The 23,660-nt window shown below is 61.1% G+C and carries 21 protein-coding genes; 15 read left to right on the top strand and 6 right to left on the bottom strand.

What is annotated here, in order from left to right:
- Positions 1-59: 59 nt before the first annotated feature.
- From acnB to C513_RS0106180, 4 genes are all read right to left on the bottom strand, one after another.
- Complete coding sequence (gene acnB, locus C513_RS0106195) at positions 60-2,651, bottom strand: bifunctional aconitate hydratase 2/2-methylisocitrate dehydratase (RefSeq protein WP_018715170.1); 2,592 nt, start codon at positions 2,649-2,651, stop codon at positions 60-62.
- 60 nt (positions 2,652-2,711) lie between these two features.
- The gene (locus C513_RS0106190) at positions 2,712-3,341 is read right to left on the bottom strand and encodes a hypothetical protein (protein WP_018715169.1); all 630 of its coding nucleotides are present in this window, start codon (positions 3,339-3,341) and stop codon (positions 2,712-2,714) included.
- A 52-nt stretch (positions 3,342-3,393) separates the two neighbouring features.
- The gene (locus tag C513_RS0106185) at positions 3,394-4,386 is read right to left on the bottom strand and encodes an HpcH/HpaI aldolase/citrate lyase family protein (protein ID WP_076342715.1); all 993 of its coding nucleotides are present in this window, start codon (positions 4,384-4,386) and stop codon (positions 3,394-3,396) included.
- A gap of 142 nt (positions 4,387-4,528) precedes the next feature.
- Entirely contained in the window at positions 4,529-5,515 is a 987-nt protein-coding gene (locus C513_RS0106180) for a malate dehydrogenase (RefSeq protein WP_018715167.1), read from the bottom strand.
- 245 nt (positions 5,516-5,760) lie between these two features.
- Here C513_RS0106180 and C513_RS0106175 point away from each other — a divergent pair, with 245 nt between their 5' ends.
- The 12 genes from C513_RS0106175 (at position 5,761) to leuB (ending at position 16,473) form a co-directional block, all read left to right on the top strand.
- Positions 5,761-6,561 (top strand): GntR family transcriptional regulator, encoded by an 801-nt coding sequence (locus tag C513_RS0106175; protein WP_018715166.1) that lies wholly within the window; start codon positions 5,761-5,763, stop codon positions 6,559-6,561.
- A 209-nt stretch (positions 6,562-6,770) separates the two neighbouring features.
- Complete coding sequence (sdhC, locus tag C513_RS0106170) at positions 6,771-7,211, top strand: succinate dehydrogenase, cytochrome b556 subunit (RefSeq protein ID WP_018715165.1); 441 nt, start codon at positions 6,771-6,773, stop codon at positions 7,209-7,211.
- A gap of 22 nt (positions 7,212-7,233) precedes the next feature.
- Complete coding sequence (gene sdhD / locus C513_RS0106165) at positions 7,234-7,605, top strand: succinate dehydrogenase, hydrophobic membrane anchor protein (protein WP_018715164.1); 372 nt, start codon at positions 7,234-7,236, stop codon at positions 7,603-7,605.
- A 3-nt stretch (positions 7,606-7,608) separates the two neighbouring features.
- Entirely contained in the window at positions 7,609-9,423 is a 1,815-nt protein-coding gene (gene sdhA, locus C513_RS0106160; protein WP_018715163.1) for a succinate dehydrogenase flavoprotein subunit, read from the top strand.
- A 41-nt stretch (positions 9,424-9,464) separates the two neighbouring features.
- Positions 9,465-10,169: a succinate dehydrogenase iron-sulfur subunit gene (locus tag C513_RS0106155; protein ID WP_018715162.1), complete on the top strand. Its 705-nt coding sequence runs from the start codon at positions 9,465-9,467 to the stop codon at positions 10,167-10,169.
- A 13-nt stretch (positions 10,170-10,182) separates the two neighbouring features.
- The gene (locus C513_RS0106150; protein ID WP_018715161.1) at positions 10,183-10,464 is read left to right on the top strand and encodes an FAD assembly factor SdhE; all 282 of its coding nucleotides are present in this window, start codon (positions 10,183-10,185) and stop codon (positions 10,462-10,464) included.
- Between the two features lie 67 nt (positions 10,465-10,531).
- On the top strand, positions 10,532-11,851 hold the full coding sequence (locus C513_RS0106145; protein WP_018715160.1) for a citrate synthase: 1,320 nt from the start codon (positions 10,532-10,534) through the stop codon (positions 11,849-11,851).
- Between the two features lie 233 nt (positions 11,852-12,084).
- Complete coding sequence (locus tag C513_RS0106140; RefSeq protein WP_018715159.1) at positions 12,085-12,975, top strand: LysR family transcriptional regulator; 891 nt, start codon at positions 12,085-12,087, stop codon at positions 12,973-12,975.
- 29 nt (positions 12,976-13,004) lie between these two features.
- Positions 13,005-14,456, top strand: coding sequence for a 3-isopropylmalate dehydratase large subunit (leuC, locus tag C513_RS0106135; RefSeq protein WP_018715158.1), 1,452 nt, complete (start codon positions 13,005-13,007; stop codon positions 14,454-14,456).
- 46 nt (positions 14,457-14,502) lie between these two features.
- Entirely contained in the window at positions 14,503-14,631 is a 129-nt protein-coding gene (locus C513_RS0106130; protein WP_018715157.1) for an entericidin A/B family lipoprotein, read from the top strand.
- Between the two features lie 55 nt (positions 14,632-14,686).
- Positions 14,687-15,337 (top strand): 3-isopropylmalate dehydratase small subunit, encoded by a 651-nt coding sequence (gene leuD / locus C513_RS0106125; RefSeq protein WP_018715156.1) that lies wholly within the window; start codon positions 14,687-14,689, stop codon positions 15,335-15,337.
- A gap of 68 nt (positions 15,338-15,405) precedes the next feature.
- Positions 15,406-16,473, top strand: coding sequence for a 3-isopropylmalate dehydrogenase (leuB, locus tag C513_RS0106120; protein WP_018715155.1), 1,068 nt, complete (start codon positions 15,406-15,408; stop codon positions 16,471-16,473).
- Between the two features lie 52 nt (positions 16,474-16,525).
- Here the strand turns inward: leuB and C513_RS0106115 are convergent, their stop codons facing one another.
- Together C513_RS0106115 and C513_RS0106110 are read right to left on the bottom strand one after the other, a co-directional pair.
- Positions 16,526-17,902 carry an L-serine ammonia-lyase gene (locus C513_RS0106115; RefSeq protein ID WP_018715154.1) on the bottom strand — a complete coding sequence of 459 codons (1,377 nt, stop codon included), beginning with the start codon at positions 17,900-17,902 and terminating at the stop codon, positions 16,526-16,528.
- Between the two features lie 10 nt (positions 17,903-17,912).
- Positions 17,913-18,809, bottom strand: coding sequence for a DMT family transporter (locus C513_RS0106110; RefSeq protein ID WP_018715153.1), 897 nt, complete (start codon positions 18,807-18,809; stop codon positions 17,913-17,915).
- A 339-nt stretch (positions 18,810-19,148) separates the two neighbouring features.
- Between C513_RS0106110 and cas9 the strand changes: the two genes are divergently transcribed.
- From cas9 to cas2, 3 genes are read left to right on the top strand one after another with little or no spacing between them, the layout of a single operon-like run.
- Entirely contained in the window at positions 19,149-22,343 is a 3,195-nt protein-coding gene (gene cas9 / locus C513_RS13880; protein ID WP_076342714.1) for a type II CRISPR RNA-guided endonuclease Cas9, read from the top strand.
- A 9-nt stretch (positions 22,344-22,352) separates the two neighbouring features.
- Positions 22,353-23,282: a type II CRISPR-associated endonuclease Cas1 gene (gene cas1, locus C513_RS12855; RefSeq protein ID WP_033394909.1), complete on the top strand. Its 930-nt coding sequence runs from the start codon at positions 22,353-22,355 to the stop codon at positions 23,280-23,282.
- A 3-nt stretch (positions 23,283-23,285) separates the two neighbouring features.
- Positions 23,286-23,612 carry a CRISPR-associated endonuclease Cas2 gene (gene cas2, locus C513_RS0106070; protein WP_018715145.1) on the top strand — a complete coding sequence of 109 codons (327 nt, stop codon included), beginning with the start codon at positions 23,286-23,288 and terminating at the stop codon, positions 23,610-23,612.
- Positions 23,613-23,660: the final 48 nt, after the last annotated feature.

Genomic DNA, 23,660 nt, shown 5'->3' with positions numbered 1-23,660 from the left:
CCGTTTTCTCGTTTCCGGGTACCCGTCACCGGGTACCCAGACCGTCAGCGCAGCAGCATTCAGACGCTCACGCCCTTGGCCACTTCTGCATACTCCTCGATCTGGTCGAAGTTCATGTAGCGGTACACGCTGGCCTTGTCGGCATCAATGATGCCCATTTCGGCACGGTACTCTTCCACCGTCGGGATGCGACCCAGCTTGGAGCAGATGGCAGCCAGTTCCGCACTGCCCAGGTACACATTGGTGTTCTTGCCCAGACGGTTCGGGAAGTTGCGGGTGGAGGTGGACATCACCGTAGCGCCTTCACGCACCTGTGCCTGGTTGCCCATGCACAGCGAGCAGCCCGGCATTTCGGTGCGCGCACCGGCCGTGCCGAAGGCGGCGTAGTGGCCTTCCTTCATCAGCTCGTCCTGGTCCATCTTGGTCGGCGGTGCCACCCACAGCTTGACCGGGATATCGCGCTTGCCGCCCAGCAGCTTGGCTGCGGCGCGGAAGTGGCCGATGTTGGTCATGCAGGAGCCGATGAAGGCTTCGTCGATCTGGGTGCCGGACACTTCGGACATGAACTTGGCATCATCCGGGTCGTTCGGGCAGCAGACGATGGGCTCCTTGATGTCAGCCAGATCGATCTCGATCACGGCGGCGTACTCGGCATCGGCGTCGGCCTCCAGCAGCTGCGGGTTGGCCAGCCACTGCTCGACCTTCTCGATGCGGCGGGCTAGCGTCTTCGCGTCTTCGTAACCGTCGGCGATCATGTTCTTCATCAGCACGACGTTGGAGTTCAGGTACTCGATGACGGGTTCCTTGTTCAGCTTGATCGTGCAGCCGGCAGCGGAACGCTCGGCGGAGGCATCGGACAGTTCGAACGCCTGCTCCACCTTCAGGTCCGGCAGACCCTCGATTTCCAGCACGCGGCCGGAGAAGATGTTCTTCTTGCCAGCCTTCTCGACCGTCAGCAGACCGGCCTTGATGGCGTACAGCGGGATCGCATGCACCAGGTCACGCAGGGTCACGCCAGGCTGCATCTCGCCCTTGAAGCGCACCAGCACGGATTCGGGCATGTCCAGCGGCATCACGCCGGTGGCAGCACCGAATGCCACCAGACCAGAGCCAGCCGGGAAGCTGATACCGATCGGAAAGCGGGTGTGGCTGTCGCCGCCGGTACCCACGGTATCGGGCAGCAGCAGACGGTTCAGCCAGCTGTGGATCACGCCATCGCCCGGACGCAGGGCCACGCCGCCGCGGTTGCTGATGAAGGCGGGCAGCTCGCGGTGCATCTTGGCATCGACGGGCTTCGGATAGGCAGCGGTGTGGCAGAAGGACTGCATCACCATGTCGGCACTGAAGCCCAGGCAGGCCAGATCCTTCAGCTCGTCGCGCGTCATCGGGCCGGTGGTGTCCTGGCTGCCGACGGTGGTCATCTTGGGTTCGCAGTAGGTGCCCGGACGGATGCCCTGGCCTTCCGGCAGGCCGCAGGCACGACCGACCATCTTCTGGGCCAGCGTGAAGCCCTTGCCGGAATCGACCGGGGACTTGGGCAGACGGAACACGGTAGAGGCCGGCAGACCCAGCTCTTCACGCGCCTTGGCCGTCAGGCTGCGGCCGATGATCAGGTTGATACGGCCACCGGCACGCACTTCGTCCAGCAGCACATCGCTCTTCAGGGCGAAGTCGGCGATCTTCTGGCCATTCTTCTCGATCTTGCCGTCATAGGGATAGACATCCAGCACGTCGCCCATTTCCATCTGGGTCACATCGACCTCGATCGGCAGGGAGCCGGAGTCTTCCTGGGTGTTGAAGAAGATCGGGGCAATCTTGCCGCCCAGCGTCACGCCACCGAAACGCTTGTTCGGCACGAAGGGAATGTCTTCACCCGTAGCCCAGATCACGGAGTTGGTTGCGGACTTGCGGCTGGAACCGGTACCCACCACGTCACCCACGTAGGCCACGATGTTGCCTTTCTGCTTCAGGTCCTCGATGAACTGCATCGGGCCGCGCTTGCCGTCTTCCTCGGGCTTGAAGGCCGCGTCAGGACGGGTGTTCTTCAGCATCGCCAGATAGTGCAGCGGAATGTCGGGACGGCTCCAGGCATCGGGAGCGGGCGACAGGTCGTCGGTGTTGGTCTCGCCGGGCACCTTGAACACGGTCACGGTGATCTTCTGGGCCACTTCGGGACGGCTGGTGAACCATTCGGCATCAGCCCAGCTTTGCAGCACTTCCTGGGCCTTGGCATTGCCGGCCTTGGCCTTGACCGCCACATCGTTGAAGAAATCGAACATCAGCAGGGTCTTCTTCAGACCCTCGGCGGCGATATCGGCCACTTCGGCGTCATCCAGCAGCTCAATCAGCGGATGGACGTTGTAGCCACCCACCATGGTGCCCAGCAGCTCGGTCGCCTTGGCCTTGCTGACCAGGCCGACCTGGATGTCGCCATGCGCCACGGCAGCCAGGAAGCTGGCCTTGACCTTGGCGGCATCATCCACGCCCGGCGGCACACGGTGGGTCAGGAGATCCACCAGGAAAGCTTCCTCGCCTGCCGGCGGGTTCTTGATCAGCTCGATCAGCTCGGACGTCTGCTTGGCGTCCAGTGCCAGCGGGGGAATGCCGAGTGCGGCGCGCTCGGCCACATGGTCGCGGTAGGCTTTCAACATGGGTTTTCTCCTGGGTTAGTGGTATTCGGATGGCTGCCGCAGCGGCGGCAGCACGGGGATTTATTTCAGTAGATCAACAGGGTTGAGCTTCAGCTCTTCCTCGCGGGCTGCCTGCACCTCGTTGCGGCAACCGTCGGCCATGCGCTGGCCCAGCTTCTGGTTCATCAGCATGGACTTGTTGCCCAGCTGCATCCAGGTGGCGCCGGCCTGCTTGTCTTCCAGACGCACGACACCCGTGGTGGTGGGCACCTGGCGCATGGCATAGGTCGGGCCGCGGGACAGCTGCACGGTGTACAGATAAGGATCGGCTGCGTCCGGCGTCACGGTCACGGTCTGGTTCATGTCACAGCGCATGGCTCCGGCAAACACCGGGAGGCCTGCCGCCGGGAAGGCCACGCCCGGGCCCGGGGGCAGCGGCGCAGCGGGCGCGCTGGCACCAGTGATCGGATTGACGGCCAGGCGCTCGCGCAGCGGCGACTGGGCAGCGGGCTGGGCCGGCTTTCTGGCCGGGGCCGCCTTGCGCGTGGTAGTGGTCTTGCGGGCCGCCGGCTTCTTCGCCGCAGCCTTTTTCTTGGCAGCCGTCTGGGTGGCGGTCGCCTTCTTGGCGGTGCCGGCCTTGCTGCTGGTCTGGGCCATGGCGCCAGTGCTGGCAATGGCCAGGGCAGAGAACAGGATCAGTGCAGGTTTCATGACATCCTTTACGTGCAAAAATGAAGATGCGTGCATTATGGAATCAAAAGCTTCAGGCAAAGAAGCCCTGAACGCTATCCGGTAACGGTTTGCCAGTGGCGTGGGCACGCTCCAGCAGCTGCCAGTAGTACCTGTAACTGGCGCGATCATGCAGTTTCTTCTTGTGACTCACCGGTGCCCATTCGGCCGCCATGGCTGCCAGGATGATCTCGGCGGCATCGCCAATCTCGGCCTCGGTGGGTGCAAAGGCCTCGACAATGGGGCGGATCTGCGTCGGGTGGATACTCCACATGCGGGTGTAGCCCAGCTCGCGTGCCGCACGGGCAGCCGCATGGCGAATGGCTTCCACGTCGCTGAATTCGGTCACCACGCAGTGCGAGGGAGCCTTGCCATGGGCATGGCAGGCTGCGGCCAGCTCCAGCTTGGCGCGCATCACCAGCGGATGGCTGAACTGGCCATCCAGCCCCATGGCTTCACCGGGAATGGCGCCCCCGTGGGCAGAGACAAAATCCATCAGGCCGAAGCTGATCGACTGCACGCGCGGGTGAGCCGCAATCTCGAAGGCATTGCGGATGGCCAGCGAGGATTCCAGCAGCACCTGCAGCGGCAGCGCGCTGCCGCCATGGGCATCCACATGCTGTACCGCCAGCTCGACATCGGCAATCGATTCCACCTTGGGAATCATGACATGGCGCCAGAGGCCTGCTCCCTGCCCCACCAGCGTGGCGACATCGGCGGCAAAGGCGGCATGGTCCACCGGGTGCACGCGCACGGACACGCGGGCCTCGGGCGAAGCGGAGCGCGCCAGCTCCAGCACCATGGCGGCATGCTCGGCCTCGCCGCCCACGGGGGCACCGTCCTCGCAATCCATGGTCAGATCGAACACGCAGGCACCGAATTCCTCGCGCATCTCGTCCTGCAGCTGCAGGCTCTTGCGGATACGCGCTTCCACCCCGCAATAGTGGTCGCAGGCAGGCAGCTGTCCGGTGGTTCCCTGGGAACCCAGAAGGACATCGCGCGGATGGGCCGTATTTAGGTCTGTCATCGTGTGGTTGTGGCAGGCTGGCGCAGGCCGGAGCCTGCATGATCAAAATCCACCCAAGCACACCATCCATGCGCTTGGGTAGATGCCCTGGCAAACCAGGGCAAAGGTAGCTGCCACGATCGTGGCAGCCAGCCGACAGCAATTACAGCAGGTGCTGCACGCCTTCCTTCTCGCCTTCCAGCTCGGCCAGGGTCTTGTTGATGCACTCCTGGCTGAAAGCGTCAATTTCCAGGCCTTCGATCACGGTGTACTGGCCGTTTTCGCAAGTCACCGGGAAACCGAACATCACGCCTTCGGGGATGCCGTACCAGCCCTTGGACGGGATGCCCATGGTGACCCACTTGCCATTGGTGCCCAGAGCCCAGTCACGCATGTGGTCGATGGCGGCGTTGGCAGCCGAAGCGGCAGAGCTCAGACCGCGCGCCTCGATGATGGCGGCACCGCGCTTGCCCACGGTGGGCAGGAAGGTGTTGCGGTTCCAGTCCTCGTCGTTGATCATGTCCTTGACCGGCTGGCCATCGATGGTGGCAAAGCGGTAGTCAGCGTACATGGTGGGAGAGTGGTTGCCCCACACGGCCAGCTTCTCGATGGCGGACACGGGCTTGCCGGTCTTCTCGGCGATCTGGCTGGCAGCACGGTTGTGGTCCAGGCGCAGCATGGCAGTGAAGTTCTCGGCCGGCAGATCGGGAGCGCTCTTCATGGCAATATAGGCGTTGGTGTTAGCCGGGTTGCCCACCACCAGCACCTTCACGTTGCGGTCGGCCACGGCGTTCAGGGCCTTGCCCTGGGCCGTGAAGATCTGGGCGTTGGCCGCCAGCAGGTCGGCACGCTCCATGCCGGGGCCGCGCGGACGGGCACCCACCAGCAGCACGTACTGCGCACCCTTGAAGGCGGTCATCGGGTCGGAGTGGGCTTCCATGCCGGCCAGCAGCGGGAAAGCGCAATCCTGCAGCTCCATCATCACGCCCTTGAGCGCGTTCTGGGCCTTCTCGTCGGGAATTTCCAGCAGCTGCAGGATGACCGGCTGGTCCTTGCCCAGCATTTCGCCGGAAGCAATACGGAACAGCAGGGCATAGCCAATCTGGCCAGCAGCGCCAGTGACGGCAACGCGAACGGGAGTTTTGCTCATGAGAAGTCTCCAGGATGAGAGAGGGATAAATGGAAAAAAGGCATGGCCAGGCCATGCGCGTGCATCCGTGTGCCGGCAGCGCTTCACTGAGCGCCTGCCCGGCGCGTGCATAGTGTAACGCTGAAACCTGTCCATGCACAACTTGTCTTATGTCTTATATAAGATATCATTTAGGCAGGAACCCGACAATGTGTACGGGATACCACTCTTTCCACTGGCAGGCGGCTGTCGCCTGCCCCAGAACCATGACATCACCCACCACCGCCCCACCGGAAGCGAGTCGCACGGGTGCGATCGCCAGCCCGGGAGAACCTGCCGGCACCCCCACCTTCAGCCCGCTCTACCAGCAGATCAAGCAGGCGATGCTGCACAGCCTGCAAGCCGGTGAATGGAAGCCGCAGGAAGCCATTCCCAGCGAGATGGAGCTGGCCAAGCGCTACAGCGTCAGCCAGGGCACGGTACGCAAGGCCATCGACGAACTGGCAGCCGAGAACCTGGTGGTACGCCGCCAGGGCAAGGGCACTTTCGTGGCCAGCCACAACGAGCGTCATGTCGAATACCGCTTCCTGCGTCTCTACCCCGACCAGGGCACACTCGACAGCGAAGGCCCGACCCAGCGCACCATCCTGGAATGCCGCCGACTGCGTCCGCAAGCCGAGCTGGCCCAGGCGCTGCAACTGGCACCCGGCGAATCGGTGCTGCAGATCCGCCGCATCCTGTCCCTGGGCGGCAGACCGACCATCCTGGAGGACATGTGGCTGCCGGCACAGCTGTTCAAGGGCCTCACGGCCGAGCAGCTGTCCAGCCACCAGGGCCCCACCTACGGCCTGTTCGAGCGCGATTTCGGCGTGCGCATGACACGTGCCGAGGAGCGTCTGCGCGCCACCCTGCCCGATCCGGAACAGGCCCGCCTGCTGCAGGTCGATGCCGGCACGCCCCTGCTGCAGGTCGAGCGCATCAGCCTGACCTACAACGACATGCCGGTAGAGGTGCGCAAGGCCCTGTATCGCACCGATACCCACCATTACCGCAACACCCTGAGCTGAGGCGAACGACCATGCGAAAACCTGGCCCACCAACAGGCAGAGTGTCGTTAACCTGTCAATTTTGTGCGTTTCAGGGGCGCAGACCTGCAGAACCTGTTGTATTGCCGCTAAAATCGGCAGCGCTCTTGTAACGATATTTGTCACGCGTGACGCGCACAACCGTGTCGTGCGTGACTTGTTTCGCTTCTTAGACTCTCACAAGGCTGACTATGTCCACTACTACCAAACCCACGAAGCGGCCCGAATTCCGCAATATCAACCTGTCGGATCTCATGGGCTACGCCAGCAAGATGCCGATTGCCGCCAAGGTGTCCATCCTGCACCGCATCAGCGGCATGCTGATGTTCCTGCTGCTGCCTTTCATCGTCTGGCTGTTTGACAACTCTGTCAGCTCCCAGGTGTCCTGGGAGCGCTTCACCGGCCTGTTCAGCGGCACCCTGGGCATGCCCGGCTGGTTCTACAAGCTGATCGCGCTGGCCCTGATCTGGGCTTTCCTGCACCACCTGATTGCCGGCCTGCGCCACCTGTACATGGACGTCAGCCACAGTGCCGTCAACAAGGCCTTCGGCCGTTCTTCCGCCATCTTCACGCTGGTGCTGAGCCTCGGTCTGACCGTGCTGCTGGGCGCCAAGCTGTTCGGCCTGTTCTGATTTCACGTTCAAGAGGTAACCCATGTCTTCTGTCAACTATGGTTCCAAACGCCGCGTGATCGGCGCCTCCCACTACGGTGTGGGTGACTGGCTGGTGCAGCGCGCCACCGCCATCGTCATGGCCGTCTTCACGCTGGCCCTGATCCTGGCCGTGATCTTCACCTCCGGCCCCCTGACCTACGCTTCCTGGTCCGGCATCTTTGCCGCCACCTGGATGAAGTTCCTGACCTTTGCCACCGTGATCTCCATCTGCTGGCACGCCTGGATTGGCGTGCGCAACGTGTTCATGGATTACATCAAGCCGGTCGGCATCCGCCTGGCCCTGCAACTGTTCGCAGCCGTGTGGCTGATTGGCTCTGCCGGCTGGGCAGCTCAAGTTCTGTGGAGACTGTAAACAATGACTTCGATTCCCCAATCCCTGCCCCGCCGCAAGTATGACGTCGTGATCGTGGGCGCCGGTGGTTCCGGCATGCGTGCATCCCTGCAACTGGCCCGCGCCGGCCTGAGCGTTGCCGTACTGACCAAGGTGTTCCCCACCCGCTCCCACACCGTGGCGGCACAGGGCGGCGTCAGCGCCTCGCTGGGCAACATGAACCCCGACAGCTGGCAAGACCACTTCTACGACACCATCAAGGGCTCCGACTGGCTGGGCGACCAGGACGCCATCGAGTTCATGTGCCGTGAAGCACCCAACGTCGTGTACGAGCTGGAACACTTCGGCATGCCGTTCGACCGCAACCCGGACGGCACCATCTACCAGCGCCCCTTCGGTGGCCACACGGTAGACGCCGGCGACGGCCACCGCAAGCTGGTGGAGCGCGCCTGCGCGGCTGCCGACCGTACCGGCCACGCCATGCTGCACACCCTGTACCAGCAGAACGTGTCGGCCCGCACCCAGTTCTTCGTCGAATGGATGGCACTGGACCTGGTGCGCGACGCCAGCGGCGACGTGGTGGGCGTGACCGCCATGGAAATGGAGACCGGCGAGGTCTTCATGCTGGAAGCCAAGACCACCATGCTGGCCACCGGCGGTGCCGGCCGCATTTTTGCCGCTTCCACCAACGCCTTCATCAACACCGGTGACGGTCTGGGCATGGCTGCCCGCGCCGGCATCGCGCTGCAGGACATGGAGTTCTGGCAGTTCCACCCGACCGGCGTGGCCGGAGCCGGCGTGCTGCTGACCGAAGGCTGCCGCGGCGAGGGCGCCTACCTGGTGAACAGCGAAGGCGAGCGCTTCATGGAGCGTTATGCCCCCGAATACAAGGACCTGGCACCGCGTGACTTCGTGTCCCGCTGCATGGACCAGGAAATCAAGGAAGGCCGTGGCTGCGGTCCCAACAAGGACCACATCCTGCTGAACTTCTCCTACCTGGGTGCCGACAAGATCCACCAGCGTCTGCCCTCCGTGTATGAAATTGGCGTCAACTTCGCCAACGTCGACATCACCAAGGAGCCGATCCCGGTGGTGCCCACCATCCACTACCAGATGGGCGGCATCCCCACCACCATCAACGGCCAGGTGGTCGAGCACGTGAATGGCGAAGACCGCGTCATCAACGGCCTGTACGCCGTGGGCGAGTGCTCCTGCGTGAGCGTGCACGGCGCCAACCGCCTGGGCACCAACTCCCTGCTGGACCTGCTGGTGTTCGGCAAGGCTGCCGGCAACCACATCATCAAGTACAACAGCGAGAACAAGACGCACAAGGATCTGCCGGCCAACGCCAGCGACTTCACCCGTGCCCGTCTGGACAAGCTGAACAACAACCCGAACGGCGAGTACGCCCAGGATATCGCCAACGATATCCGCAACGCCATGCAGCAGCACGCTGGTGTGTTCCGCACGCAGACCGGCATGGATGAAGGCGTGGCCAAGATCGCCGCCATCCGCGAGCGCGTCGCCAATGTCGGCCTGAAGGACAACTCCATGGTGTTCAACATGGCCCGCCAGGAAGCCCTGGAAGTGGCCAACCTGATCGAAGTGGCACAGGCCACCATGGTGTCCGCCGCTGCCCGCCACGAGTGCCGCGGTGCCCACACCGTGTACGACTACGAGCATCCGGCCGACCACCCCACCGCCCCGCTGGGCCGTGACGACGCCAACTGGATGAAGCACACCCTGTGGGACAGCGCCACCAACAGCCTGAGCTACAAGCCGGTGCGCACCAAGCCCCTGACGGTTGAGACCGTGCCGCCGCGCGTCCGTACCTTCTGACCCGGCAGCCGCGCCAAAGACAACCGATTCGGAGTTATCTCATGCAAAAACGTACCTTCAAAATCTACCGCTACGATCCGGACAAGGACGCCAAGCCGTACATGCAGACCATCGAGCTGGAGCTCGAAGGCCATGAGCGCATGCTGCTGGACGCCCTGGTCAAGCTGAAGGCCGTGGATCCCAGCCTGTCCTTCCGTCGTTCCTGCCGTGAAGGCGTGTGCGGCTCGGACGCCATGAACATCAACGGCAAGAACGGTCTGGCCTGCCTGACCAACCTGCGCAGCCTGAAGGACCCGATCGTCCTGAAGCCGCTGCCGGGCCTGCCGGTGATCCGTGACCTGATTGTGGACATGACCATGTTCTTCAACCAGTACCACTCGATCAAGCCGTACCTGATCAACGACACGCCGCCGCCCCAGAAGGAGCGCCTGCAGAGCCCCGAAGAGCGCGAAGAGCTCAACGGCCTGTACGAGTGCATCCTGTGCGCCAGCTGCTCGACCAGCTGCCCCAGCTTCTGGTGGAACCCGGACAAGTTCGTGGGTCCGGCCGGCTTGCTGCAGGCCTACCGCTTCCTGGCCGACAGCCGTGACCAGGCTACCAGCGAGCGTCTGGACAACCTGGAAGATCCCTACCGCCTGTTCCGCTGCTACTCCATCATGAACTGTGTGGATGTTTGCCCCAAGGGCTTGAACCCCACCAAGGCTATTGGCAAAATCAAGGAGTTGATGGTGCGTCGTACCGTCTGATCGGATCACACCGATGGACGAACTCGACGATCGCCTCACGCCGGTCGAATACAGCAAGCTGCAGTGGCGCTGCCGCCGCGGTTTGCTGGAAAACGACCTGTTCATCCAGCGCTACCTGGACCAGTACGGTAGTGCCATGACAGTCAGGGAAGCCAGGGCCATGTATGCCCTGATGGACCTGTCGGACAACGATTTGCTGGATCTGCTGCTGCGCCGCAAGGAAGCCGAAGCACCGCTGGACACCCCGGACGTGCTGAAGCTGCTGGAGCGCATGCGCACTCCGCTACCCCAGTAAGGTGCCGGTGTGGGTTTTCCTCCCACCGGCCTTTTTTCCAGTTAACGCACTTTCTCAGGAGACACCCATGAAACTCGCCGATAACAAAGCGACACTGTCCTTCAGCGACAACAGCCCCAGCGTCGAACTGCCCATCTACCAAGGCAACATTGGTCCGGACGTCATCGACATCCGCAAGCTGTATGGCCAGACCGGCATGTTCACCTATGACCCCGGCTTCCTGTCCACCGCCTCCTGCCAGTCGTCCATCACCTATATCGATGGCGACAAGGGCGAGCTGCTGTACCGTGGTTACCCGATCGAGCAGCTGGCCGAGAACTGCGATTTCCTGGATACCTGCTACCTGCTGCTGAAGGGTGATCTGCCCGACCAGCAACAGCGCGGTGACTTCCACAAGACGGTGCTGAACCACACCATGGTGAACGAGCAGATGCAGTTCTTCCTGCGTGGCTTCCGCCGCGATGCCCACCCCATGGCCGTGCTGACCGGTCTGGTGGGTGCCATGTCTGCCTTCTATCACGAGAGCACCGACATCCACAACCCGGTGCACCGCGACATCGCTGCCACGCAGCTGATCGCCAAGATGCCGACCCTGGTGGCCATGGCCTACAAGTACGGCAAGGGCGAGCCCTACATGTACCCGCAGAACAACCTGAGCTATGCCGGCAACTTCCTGCGCATGATGTTCGGCACCCCCTGCGAAGAGTACAAGGTCAACCCGGTGATCGAGAAGGCACTGGACCGTATCTTCATCCTGCACGCCGACCACGAGCAGAACGCCTCCACCTCCACCGTGCGCCTGTGCGGCTCCTCCGGCACCAACCCGTTTGCCGCCATCGCCGCCGGCGTGGCCTGCCTGTGGGGCCCTGCCCACGGTGGTGCCAACGAAGCCTGCCTGAACATGCTGGAAGACATCCAGAAGATGGGTGGCGTGGCCAAGGTGGGCGAGTTCATGGAGCAGGTCAAGGACAAGAACTCCGGCGTGCGCCTGATGGGCTTTGGCCACCGCGTGTACAAGAACTACGACCCGCGCGCCAAGCTGATGCAGGAAACCTGCGACGAGGTGCTGGCCGAGCTGGGTCTGGAAAACGATCCGCTGTTCGCGCTGGCCAAGGCGCTGGAAAAGATCGCCCTGGAAGACGACTACTTCGTGCAACGCAAGCTGTACCCGAACGTGGACTTCTACTCCGGCATCGTGCAGCGCGCCATCGGCATCCCGGTCAACCTGTTCACCGGCATCTTTGCCCTGGCCCGTACCGTGGGCTGGATTGCCCAGCTGAACGAGATGATCGCCGACCCCGAGTACAAGATTGGCCGTCCGCGCCAGCTGTACACCGGTTCTCCGCGTCGCGACGTGCCGGCCGACTTCCAGCGCATCGCCCGCTGATAGCCCCTGCCCTGCCGGACGGCCCTGACTGTCCGGCTCCGCAGCCACGCCCGCCCTGCTCTTGTGCACGGCGGGCGTTTTTGCGCCCGGATCGTGAAACAGCAGGTGAGGCATCGCAGCAGGAGATGGCAGAAAGCATCAATTGATGGGAGAATGGCTTATCCCTTCTTCAACCAAGATGCTTCACCCCCTGCATGGCCGCTGACCGTTCCCTTGCCCGTCATGTTGACCTGATGTCGCTGCAGCTGTTCGTCAGCGTGTGCGAACTCGGCAGCATCGGCCGTGCCGCCGAACGGGAGTTTATTGCCGCCTCGGCGGTGAGCAAGCGCATGAGCGATCTGGAGGCGGTGTTCCAGACCCCCCTGCTGGAGCGTCATGCCCGCGGCGTGACACTGACAGCCGCCGGCGAAAGTCTGCTGCACCACGCGCGCACCATCATCTACGGCCTGGACAAGATGCAGGCCGAGCTGGGCGAATATGCCAAGGGGGTACGCGGCCATGTGCGCGTACATGCCAGCATTTCGGCCATCGTGCAGTTTCTGCCGGAAGACCTGGGCAGCTTTGCCCAGGCCCACGAGCACATCAAGATCGATCTGGAAGAGCACCTCAGCAGCGAAGTGGTGCGTGCCGTGCAGGAAGGTGCGGCCGACCTGGGCATCTGCTATCTGGCGCTGGAGCAGCAGGGCCTGCAAACGCGCGCCTATCGGCAGGACCAGCTGGTGCTGATCACCCCGCGCCGGCATCCGCTGGCCGGGCGCCGCGCCATCGATTTTGCCGACTCCCTGGCCTATGACCAGGTAGGCTTGCACAGCAACAGCTCCATCAACCGGCTGATGCGCCAGGCGGCGCTGCGGGCCGGCCAAAGCATCCGGCTGCGCATCCGCGTGACCGGGCTGGATGCCATGTGCCGCATGATCGATAACGGGCTGGGCGTGGGCGTGATGCCGCGCCGGGCCTTTGAATGGCTGCACGGGGCCGGCACTCTGGCCTGCATTCCGTTGCAGGATGACTGGGCTACCCGCCAGTTGCAGCTGGTGGCACGCGATTTCTCCACCCTGCCACAGCCGGCCCGGCTGCTGGTGGACCACCTGACGGCCGGCCCATCCCGGGCCGCAGCCGCGTAAAATCAATGGCATATCCAACAAGGAAGACCATGGCACAGACCCTCTACGACAAGCTCTGGGACGAGCACAGCGTCCACACCGAAGACGACGGCACCACGGTGCTGTACATCGACCGCCATCTGGTGCACGAAGTCACCAGCCCGCAAGCCTTCGAAGGCCTGCGCGTGGCCGGTCGCAAGCTGTGGCGCATCAACTCGGTGGTGGCCACGGCCGACCACAACACCCCCACCACCGGCTGGGAGCTCGGCTATGACGGCATTACCGATCCGACCAGCAAGGAGCAGGTCACCACGCTGGATACCAACATCCAGGAATTTGGTGCCGGTGCCTATTTCCCGTTCCTGAGCCAGCGCCAGGGTATCGTGCACGTGATGGGCCCGGAAAACGGTGCCACCCTGCCCGGCATGACCGTGGTGTGCGGCGACAGCCACACCAGCACGCACGGCGCCTTTGGCGCGCTGGCACACGGCATCGGCACCAGCGAGGTCGAGCATGTGATGGCCACGCAGACGCTGCTGGCCAAGAAGGCGAAGAACATGCTGGTGCAGGTGGACGGCGCGCTGCAGCCCGGCGTCTCGGCCAAGGACGTGGCGCTGGCCATCATTGGAGCCATCGGCACCGCTGGCGGTACCGGCTACACCATCGAGTTTGGCGGCAGCACCATCCGCAGCCTGAGCATGGAAGGCCGCATGACGCTGTGCAACATGGCGATCGAAGCCGGTGCGCGCGCCGGCATGGTCGCCGTGGACGAGAAAACCATCGAGTACGTCAAGGGCCGCCCGTTTGCCCCGGGCACCGATCCCGCAACCGGCGCCTTTGTGGGCGGCGAGGAATGGGAAGCCGCCGTGGCCTACTGGAACACGCTGAAGTCCGACAGCGGCGCACAGTTTGACCGCGTGGTCGAACTGGATGGCAGCGCCATCGAGCCGCAGGTGACCTGGGGCACCAGCCCGGAAATGGTGGTGGGCGTGTCGGGTCGCGTACCGAACCCGGCGCAGGAAACCGATGCCAGCAAGCGTTCGGCCATGGAACGCGCGCTGGTCTACATGGACCTGCAGGCCGACACCCCGATCCAGCAGATTGCCATCGACAAGGTGTTCATCGGCAGCTGCACCAACAGCCGCATCGAGGACATGCGCGCCGCCGCTGCCATGGTGCAGCAGCTGGGCAAGAAGGTGGCGCCCAACGTCAAGCTGGCCATGGTGGTACCGGGCTCCGGTCTGGTCAAGGCCCAGGCCGAACAGGAAGGCCTGCACCAGATTTTCATCGATGCCGGCTTTGAGTGGCGCGAGCCGGGCTGCAGCATGTGCCTGGCCATGAACGCCGACCGCCTGGAGCCGGGAGAGCGCTGCGCCTCCACCTCCAACCGCAACTTTGAAGGCCGTCAGGGTGCTGGCGGCCGCACGCACCTCGTCAGCCCGGCCATGGCCGCGGCGGCCGCGGTACACGGACATTTCGTGGATGTCCGTGCCTTTGCATGATGGGCCGGCAACGGCCGATTCACGTCACTACGACCAGGAGAATCCCATGAAAAAAATCGCTTCCATCTGCGCTGTACTGGCTGCCATGCTGACGCTGAGCGCCTGCAACACCATCCAGGGTGTGGGCCAGGACGTGCGCGCTACCGGCAACGCCATCGAACGCGCTGCCCAGTAAGACCTCCTTCCCTCCGGCTGCGGCCGGAGGGCCTGATTTTTCACCCCACGACATCATGCAAAAGTTCACCGTTCACCAGGGTCTGGTGGCTCCTCTCGACCGCGAAAACGTCGATACCGATGCCATCATCCCCAAGCAATTCCTGAAATCGATCCGCCGTACCGGCTTTGGCCCCAACCTGTTTGACGAATGGCGCTACCTGGACAAGGGCGAGCCCGGCATGCCGGAAGGCGAACGCCAGCCCAACCCCGATTTCGTGCTCAACCAGCCGCGCTACCAGGGCGCCAGCGTGCTGCTGACACGCAACAACTTTGGCTGCGGTTCCAGCCGCGAGCACGCGCCCTGGGCACTGGAGCAATACGGCTTCCGCGCCATCCTGGCACCCAGCTTTGCCGACATCTTCTTCAACAACTGCTTCAAGAACGGCCTGCTGCCGATCGTGCTGCCCGAGGCCACCATCGAAACCCTGTTCCAGGAAGTGGCAGCCCAGCCCGGCTACCAGCTGACCGTGGATCTGGAGCGCCAGGTCATCGTCAAGCCCGATGGCAGCGAGCTCCCGTTCGAGGTGCAGCCGTTCCGCAAGGAATGCCTGCTCAACGGCTGGGACGACATCGGCCTGACGCTGCGCCACGTGGACAAGATCCAGGCCTATGAAGCCGAGCGCCTGGCGGCCAAACCCTGGCTGGCCGGCGCACGCGCCCTCTGAGCCCCCTCCCCTTTGCGGCCCTGCCCGTGCGGCAGAGCTTCCTGTTGTGATCCTTTACGAGAATATCCATGAAAATCGCAGTTCTTCCCGGTGATGGCATCGGCCATGAAATTGTTGCAGAAGCCGTCAAGGTGCTGCAGGCGCTCCAGTTGCCGCTGGAGCTGGAATATGCCGATGTCGGCGGTACCGCCTACGACAAGCACGGCCATCCGCTGCCCGAACACACGCTGAAGCTGGCGCTGGAATCGGATGCCGTGCTGTTTGGTGCCGTGGGCGACTGGAAGTACGACAAGCTGGAGCGCCATCTGCGTCCCGAACAGGCCATTCTGGGCCTGCGCAAGGCCATGGGCCTGTACGCCAACTTCCGCCCGGCCATCTGCTACAAGGAGCTGGTCAATGCGTCCAGCCTGAAGCCCGAACTGGTAGCCGGCCTGGACATCCTGCTGATCCGCGAGCTGACCGGCGATATCTATTTTGGCCAGCCGCGCGGTCGTCGTACCGCCAGTGATGGCCATTTCCCCGGTGCCGAGGAAGCCTTTGACACCATGCGCTACAGCCGCCCGGAGATCGAGCGCATTGCCCATACCGCCTTCCAGGCGGCACAAAAGCGCAGCAAGCGCGTGACCAGCGTGGACAAGAACAACGTGCTGGAAACCTCGCAGCTGTGGAAAGACGTGGTCGAGGACGTGGCCAGGCAGTACCCCGACGTGGCGCTGGACCACATGCTGGTGGACAACGCGGCCATGCAGCTGGTCAAGGCCCCAAAGAAGTTCGACGTGGTGGTGACCGGCAACATGTTTGGCGACATCCTGAGCGATGAAGCCGCCATGTTGACGGGCTCCATCGGCATGCTGCCGTCGGCCAGCCTGAACGACAAGAACCAGGGCCTGTACGAGCCCAGCCACGGCAGCGCGCCCGACATTGCCGGCCAGGGCATTGCCAACCCGCTGGCGACCATCCTGAGTGCCGCCATGATGCTGCGCTTCTCGCTGAACCAGCCCGAAGCCGCTGCCCGTATCGAGGCTGCCGTGCAGAAGGTGCTGGAACAGGGCCTGCGCACCGGCGACATCTGGAGCGAAGGCACGACCAAGGTGAACACGCAGCAGATGGGTGATGCCGTGGTGGCAGCGCTGTAAGCGTTACTGCCGGCTCATGCCAAGCGCGCCCTGGTGGCGCGCTTTTTTTGTTTCAGCAATCCACCTGCCGTACCGAGAAGGTAACGGCCAACCCGCCCAGCGAGGTTTCCTTGTAGCGGCTTTGCATGTCGCGGCCGGTTTCGCGCATGGTGGCAATGGCCTGGTCCAGACTGACCATGTGCACCCCCGTTCCCAGCAGCGCCATCGAACAGGCATTGATGGCCTTGACTGCCCCCATGGCATTGCGCTCGATGCAGGGCACCTGCACCAGACCGGCAATCGGATCGCAGGTCATGCCCAGATGGTGTTCCAGCGCGATTTCGGCAGCATTCTCGATGCGCGCATTGCTGGCACCCAGCGCGGCTGCCAGGCCTGCAGCCGCCATGGCAGCGGCCGAACCCACCTCCCCCTGGCAACCGACTTCGGCACCGGAAATGGACGCGTTGCGCTTGCACAGACCGCCCACGGCCGCCGCTACCAGGAAAAAGCGCTGCACCGCCTCGGCCGCCTGGCCATGGCGCTCGGTGAAATAGCGCAGTACGGCCGGCAGTACGCCAGCTGCGCCATTGGTGGGTGCCGTGACCACGCGGCCACCGGCGGCGTTTTCCTCGTTCATGGCAATGGCCCAGGCGCTGACCCAGCTCATGCTGGCCTCACCGGCCGCCAGCGGTGCGGCCATCAGCTGCTCGGCCATGCCGCGGGCGCGGCGCGGGACCTGCAGCACGCCGGGCAACACGCCTTGGGCGCGCATGCCGCGTGCCACGCCGTCCAGCATCAGCTGCTGGATGCGCTGGATGAAATCGATGGTGCTGTCGTGGCCATGCAGCGCCACTTCGTTGGCCATCAGCAGATCGCTGATCGGGCGCTGGGCACGTTCCGCCAGCTCCAGCAGTTCCTGCATGGTGGCAAAGGGATACGGCACCTCGACTTCGGCGCCCCGGGCCGAACCGACGAAGTGCTCTTCGGCATCGACCACGAAACCGCCGCCGATCGAATACAGCTCGCGCTCGGCCAGCAGCTGGCGCTGCTCATTCCACAACCGGAAGCGCATGCCGTTGGTGTGCAGCGGGAGCTCATCGACAAAGTTGAAGAGCAGATCCTGCGCCGGATCGAACGGCACCGTGTACTGGCCCATGAGCGCGATGCGCTGCTGCGTCTGGATGGCCTGCACACGCCCGGGGATGCTGTCGGTATCGACATCATCCGGAATTTCGCCACACAGGCCCATCAGCACGGCACGATCGGTGCCGTGGCCCACGCCGGTGTGCGCCAGCGAGCCAAACAGCTCGACCTGGACCCGTGCCGCCTGCTGCAGCGTGCCTTCAGGCAACTCCAGCAGAAAACGGCGCGCCGCGCGCATCGGGCCGACGGTGTGCGAGCTGCTGGGCCCGATACCGATCTTGAACATGTCCTGCAGGCTGATGTACATGGTGCTGTCCTCAGGCTTGACGAGAACGCGTGCCCACCACGGCTGCGCCCACGATCAACAGTGTAGCCAGCCCCAGCGTGGGCGTGAATGGCTGGCCACTGGTCCACAACAGCAGCATGGTGGACAACAGCGGCGTCAAAAAGGCCAACAGGCCCACGGTGCGAGCATCAGTACGCTTGAGGGCGGCATCCCAGACAAAGAAGGCACCTCCGAGCGGGCCCAGCCCCAGCAAGGCCATCAGCAGCCAGTCCCGCAGGCTGAGCTGCACGGCTGGCTCGAACAGCACATGACACAGCAGCGACAAGCCGCCCGCCAGCAGGCAGAAACCGCCAATGGCGGCGGTGCGAAACGGCGGTACACGCTGTGTGAGCAGGGAATAACTGGACCAGGTCAGGGCTGCTGCCAGCGCCAGGCCATAGCCCAGCCAGCGCTGCGGGAAGGCATCGCCCGCCTGGCTGCTGCCAGAAGCCGCACCGCCATCCAGCAAGGCCAGCACAGCCCCGGCAAAGCCGATCAGCGCCGCCGCCACATGCACCCAACGCCAGTGCAAGCCACGCAGGTACAGCGGCGCCAGCACCACAATGCCCAGCGGCCACAGGTAGTTGACCAGATTGGTCTGTAGGGGCGGCGCGAAGCGGAAGGCGGCAAACAGCAGCACGTGGTAGCCAAACAGGCCGATCACCCCCACGGCCAGGGTCGATACCGGCACTTTCCAGTGCGCCCAGTTGCCGCGTGACAGCGGCAGCGCCACCAGACTGCCGACCAGCAGGCCAATGCCGGTGAGCAGAAACGGCGGCACGTGACGCAGGCTGACGCCGAGGGCGGCCAGACTGCTCCACAGGGCGATGGCGGCGAGGGCGAAGAGGATGCCGTTGCGGGGGGAGGTGGTGGGGAGGGGGTGAGGCATGGCGCGGGGGGATCGGAGGGTGCGTTATTGTGGCATTTCTGTTGGAAGTGCCACATGCGGCTTCGCACGTTCGAGCTGCATCCTGGAGCCGAAGATGCTCGCACACACAAAACTCCGGATCGCCGAAAGCTAGTTACCCCAAGTGTTGTCCAAGATGCCCTTTCCTACCACAGAAAGGCGAACGCCCTGCATGCAGGGCGTTCCATTTGGTGCATCTTTCAGCTTGTTAGCGTCCAGAGCGCATTTCCCAATAGTCTTGGTGATAACTATTATACGGAATTGGGAACACATACGCAGAGTTCCATTAAGATGTTACAAACAACTTCTGGAGTCTCTTGCATGCCGGCACCTTTGGCTACCCCATACCGCCTCGCTTTGGATCTTGGTTCTACCTCTCTCGGATGGGCTATCTTACGACTGGCGCCCACGGGAGACACAGATTACAAGCTTAAGCCAACAGCCATCATCCGAGCTGGCGTCAGGATTTTCAGTGACGGACGGAATCCAAAGGACGGCTCTTCACTGGCCGTGACGCGCCGCGCAGCGCGTGCGATGCGCCGACGACGTGACCGCCTGCTGCGTCGCAAAGTACGCATGACAGAAAAGTTGGTTGAGCATGGATTTTTTCCGGCTGATCAGGAAGAGCGTAAAAAGCTGGAGGTACTGAATCCTTACGAATTGCGTGCAAAAGGGCTGGATCATGCCCTGACGCCCGGGGAATTTGCTCGCGCCCTCTTCCACATCAATCAACGACGTGGCTTCAAGAGCAATCGCAAAACAGATAAGAAAGAAAACGATAGCAGCGCGCTTAAAGCTGCCATCAACGGTTTGCGACAAGCCATGATTGATCAAGACTGTCGCACAGTTGGAGAGCTGCTCTACCGCCGTCTTACCGATACGGCCCTCCCTGCCGAACGGCGCACTGTTCGTGCCCGCTATCGTGAAAAACGCCTTGAAGTCGATGGCAAAAACCGCATTGAGAAAAGCTACGACTTGTACGTCGATCGCCAGATGATTGCAGACGAATTTGACGCGCTCTGGAACAAGCAATCTGCATTGAATCCAGCTCTCTTCAACGAGGCCACTCGCTTTGACCTGCGTGATACCCTACTCTTCCAGAGGCCGCTTCGTCCCGTACGCCCTGGTCGTTGCACGCTGATACCGGATGAGGAGCGCGCACCCCTGGCACTTCCCAGTACACAGCGGTTTCGCATTTACCAGGAGGTCAACCATTTGCGCCTACTGAGCGAATCTGATTTACAGCAACGCGTTTTGACACGTATGCAGCGGGATCAAATTGTCGAAGCCTTGGAGAAAAACACAAAACGCAGCTTCGATCAACTGAGAAAGCTTCTTGGCTTAGATGGCACCGTCCGCTTCAACTTGGAAGATGAAAAGCGCAAGGAGCTCAAGGGGAACTCTACAAGCTCCACTCTAGCTAAAAAAGAGTATTTCGGATCAGCATGGTATGAGTTCGATTCCAATTTGCAGGATGAAATTGTCATGCAGCTCCTCATGGAGGAAAGTGAAGCCAGGCTTGTAAACTGGCTCCGAGAAACAACCGGACTCAGCGAAGAACGCGCACTGGCGACAGCCAACACGGGCTTACCTGAAGGCTATGGCAGTCTGAGCCGAAAAGCCCTGGAGCGCATAGTTCCTGCACTGATAGACTGCGATCTGGTGGAAGATACTGCCATACCTCGCACCTATGACAAAGCGGTATTGGCTGCCGGCTTTGATCACCACAGCAAGCTTGGTTTCAGTTTTGACTTCGATGATGATGAGGTCGAGCAGCTCGTTGATGTTGAAACAGGTGAGATTACACCCATTTTCAAGCAACTTCCCTATTACGGAAAAGCGTTACAACGCCACGTGGCCTTCGAAAAAGAAAATCCACGTAACGATGAAGAGCGATATGGAAAAATTGCCAACCCTACGGTACATATCGGCTTGAATCAAGTACGTATAGTCATCAATTCCTTGATCCGACGCTACGGTCGACCTACAGAAATTGTGGTAGAGCTGGCTCGCGACCTTAAGCAGAGTCGCGAGCAAAAACTGGAAACACACAAGCGTCAAGCTGAAAATCAGCGACGCAACGAGCGTATCCGCAAAGCAATCGCCACAGTTTTGGACTGCAACGAAGAGCGCGTTAAGCGCGCAGACATCCAAAAATGGATCTTATGGGAAGAGTTGAGCTACGACGTTGCTGACCGTCGTTGTCCATACAGTGGTATCCAGATCAGTGCCAACATGCTGCTGAGCGATGAAGTTGAGATCGAGCACATCCTGCCATTCTCGATGACACTTGACGATACGCTCAACAATAAAACTGTATGCATGCGACGCGTCAACCGCGTCAAAGGCAACAAGACTCCATGGCAGGCACGTGACGATTTTGCACATCAGGGTTGGTTCTATACTGATATCGAACATCGTGCTAGTCGCATGCCCAAAGCCAAGCGATACCGCTTTGGCGCTGACGGTTACGAACAGTGGCTGCGTGATGACAAAGGATTCCTCGCAAGAGCACTCAACGATACGCGATATTTGTCTCGAATTACCAAAGAGTATTTGTCATTGATATGCCCTGGTAGCGGTGTGCGTGTCATACCAGGCCAGATGACAGCCATGCTACGCCAGAAGTTTGGTCTCAATGATGTGCTAGGCCTGCGTGGCGAGAAGAATCGTAATGACCACCGGCACCACGCGGTGGACGCCTGCGTCATCGGCGTTACAGATCAGGGGTTACTACAACGTTTTGCCAATGCTAACGCAACAACACGCAGTCAAGGCATCACGCGGTTAGTAGAGGATATGCCTAAACCGTGGTCAACCTATTATGATCACGTCGAACGAGCTGTAAGAAACATCTGGGTCAGCCACAAACCTGATCATGGCCATGAAGGTGCGATGCACAATGATACTGCATACGGCCTCCTTGGCGAGGGCCGTGTATTTACGCATAAACGCATTGATGGCATCAAACAACGTATTGAAGAAAATCTCAAAGTGCTACCCTTTGCTAACGCAAAAATAATTCATGCAACAAACAAGCCTTGGTTCAACTCCCCACATCACAACCCTGATGCCCCCTACAAAGGATACAAAGGAGATAGCAATTACTGCGTCGAAATAACCGAAAACGAAAAAGGAAAATGGGAAGGAAAAATCATATCAACCTATGAAGCCTATCAACTAGCAAAAAATACAAAAGGAAATAAATCAAATCTATTGAGCAACCTCAATAACTCATACGGCTTAAATGGAAATAAGCTTATAGCCAGATTAATGAGAGGCGATATGGTTAGAATTTTACACGAAGGAGAAACCAGAACATTACGCATTGCTTTCATAAAATCCTCTGGGCAAATGGGATTTGCCGATCACAATGAGAGCAACGTGGACAAACGAACCAGGCAGAAAGAAATGTCCTACATTTTAAAAACCCCAGGAACATTCCAAACATCATATGGGAGAAAAATTTTTATTAACCCTGATGGAGTACTGACCGACCCCGGTTCTTCTTTTTGAAACTTCAACATGATTGGCCGCATTTTAGAAATTGCAGACGACCGTCGCCACTTGTTTGTCAATCGTGGCTTCATGGTCGTTCGCGACAGCGAAGGCGATCGCAAGGAGTTGGGACAGATTCCCCTGGACGATATTGCGGCCGTCATAGCCAATGCGCACGGCATCACATACACCAACAACCTGTTGGTCGCATTGGCAGAACGTGGAACGCCATTCGTACTCTGCGCAGCAAACCACAATGCTGTTGGTGTCCTCATAACATTGGATGGCCACCACGTGCAATCAAAACGCATAGAAGCACAAATTGCAGCTAGCCAGCCTACGCACAAGCGCATGTGGGCTGCAGTTGTGAAATCCAAGCTGGAACAACAAGCCTCCGCATTGGAAGCCACTGGTGCCCCTTCAGCCCCCTTGACCGCCTTAATCAAGAAGGTCAAGAGTGGCGATCCGGCCAATGTAGAGGGACAAGGAGCCAAGCGTTATTGGGGGTTGCTCTTTGGCGAAGGGTTTCGCCGGGATCAAAGCGGCGACGGCATCAATGCCCTACTCAACTATGGCTACACCATCGCTCGCTCAGCTACGGCACGTGCAATAGTGGCTGCAGGCCTTCATCCGAGCATAGGTCTACACCACAGCAATGATGCAAACGCAATGCGTCTCGTTGATGATTTGATGGAGCCCTTCCGCCCCGTCATTGACCTTAAGGTCTGGCAGTTACACCAGCAAGGCGAGAGCCACGTCACACCAGAAACCAAACGCGCTTTGGTACGTACGCTCTATGACGATATGCAATCTGCGGCAGGAGCGACACCAGTCATGGTCTGCATGCAAAAGCTAGCCACATCCCTGGCGCAGGTCTATCTGGGCGAGAGGGAGAAGCTGGAATTACCCTTACCCGGCCTGCCACTAACGTTGGCAGGAAGCCTAGAGAGCGACTGAGCCATGTTGACGGGGTACAGACTCATGTGGATGCTTGTGATGTTTGATCTCCCGGTGATCGAAAAAGCTGAGCGCAAAGCCGCATCGGACTTTCGCAAGTCCTTGTTGGACATGGGTTTTGAGATGAGTCAGCTAAGCGTCTACATGCGGTTTTGCACAAGTCCTGCTCAGGTTGAGACCTATGCCAAACGCGTCGAGTCCTGTCTTCCACAGGGTGGTAAGATCAACATCTTGCAGTTCACCGACAAACAGTACGAACGCATCTTGACCTACCATGGCAAGGCCAAGCAGCCCGCCAAAAAAACACCTGATCAGTTCGATCTTTTCTGAGCTTACAAGATGCTTTTCACCCCATGCAGATGCGAAAAACCCCTTGAA

The organism is Allobrachymonas chironomi DSM 19884 (assembly GCF_000374625.1).
Taxonomy (GTDB): Bacteria; Pseudomonadota; Gammaproteobacteria; order Burkholderiales; family Burkholderiaceae_C; genus Brachymonas; species Brachymonas chironomi.
The sequence above is the reverse complement of the archived record's forward strand: the minus strand, read 5'-3'. Positions and strand labels throughout refer to the sequence as shown.

Coding starts and splice junctions, on each gene's coding strand:
- acnB (WP_018715170.1), bottom strand. CDS start 2,651: ATGTTGAAAGCCTACCGCGACCATGTGGCCGAGCGCGCCGCACTCGGC.
- C513_RS0106190 (WP_018715169.1), bottom strand. CDS start 3,341: ATGAAACCTGCACTGATCCTGTTCTCTGCCCTGGCCATTGCCAGCACT.
- C513_RS0106185 (WP_076342715.1), bottom strand. CDS start 4,386: ATGACAGACCTAAATACGGCCCATCCGCGCGATGTCCTTCTGGGTTCC.
- C513_RS0106180 (WP_018715167.1), bottom strand. CDS start 5,515: ATGAGCAAAACTCCCGTTCGCGTTGCCGTCACTGGCGCTGCTGGCCAG.
- C513_RS0106175 (WP_018715166.1), top strand. CDS start 5,761: ATGACATCACCCACCACCGCCCCACCGGAAGCGAGTCGCACGGGTGCG.
- sdhC (WP_018715165.1), top strand. CDS start 6,771: ATGTCCACTACTACCAAACCCACGAAGCGGCCCGAATTCCGCAATATC.
- sdhD (WP_018715164.1), top strand. CDS start 7,234: ATGTCTTCTGTCAACTATGGTTCCAAACGCCGCGTGATCGGCGCCTCC.
- sdhA (WP_018715163.1), top strand. CDS start 7,609: ATGACTTCGATTCCCCAATCCCTGCCCCGCCGCAAGTATGACGTCGTG.
- C513_RS0106155 (WP_018715162.1), top strand. CDS start 9,465: ATGCAAAAACGTACCTTCAAAATCTACCGCTACGATCCGGACAAGGAC.
- C513_RS0106150 (WP_018715161.1), top strand. CDS start 10,183: ATGGACGAACTCGACGATCGCCTCACGCCGGTCGAATACAGCAAGCTG.
- C513_RS0106145 (WP_018715160.1), top strand. CDS start 10,532: ATGAAACTCGCCGATAACAAAGCGACACTGTCCTTCAGCGACAACAGC.
- C513_RS0106140 (WP_018715159.1), top strand. CDS start 12,085: ATGTCGCTGCAGCTGTTCGTCAGCGTGTGCGAACTCGGCAGCATCGGC.
- leuC (WP_018715158.1), top strand. CDS start 13,005: ATGGCACAGACCCTCTACGACAAGCTCTGGGACGAGCACAGCGTCCAC.
- C513_RS0106130 (WP_018715157.1), top strand. CDS start 14,503: ATGAAAAAAATCGCTTCCATCTGCGCTGTACTGGCTGCCATGCTGACG.
- leuD (WP_018715156.1), top strand. CDS start 14,687: ATGCAAAAGTTCACCGTTCACCAGGGTCTGGTGGCTCCTCTCGACCGC.
- leuB (WP_018715155.1), top strand. CDS start 15,406: ATGAAAATCGCAGTTCTTCCCGGTGATGGCATCGGCCATGAAATTGTT.
- C513_RS0106115 (WP_018715154.1), bottom strand. CDS start 17,902: ATGTACATCAGCCTGCAGGACATGTTCAAGATCGGTATCGGGCCCAGC.
- C513_RS0106110 (WP_018715153.1), bottom strand. CDS start 18,809: ATGCCTCACCCCCTCCCCACCACCTCCCCCCGCAACGGCATCCTCTTC.
- cas9 (WP_076342714.1), top strand. CDS start 19,149: ATGCCGGCACCTTTGGCTACCCCATACCGCCTCGCTTTGGATCTTGGT.
- cas1 (WP_033394909.1), top strand. CDS start 22,353: ATGATTGGCCGCATTTTAGAAATTGCAGACGACCGTCGCCACTTGTTT.
- cas2 (WP_018715145.1), top strand. CDS start 23,286: ATGTTGACGGGGTACAGACTCATGTGGATGCTTGTGATGTTTGATCTC.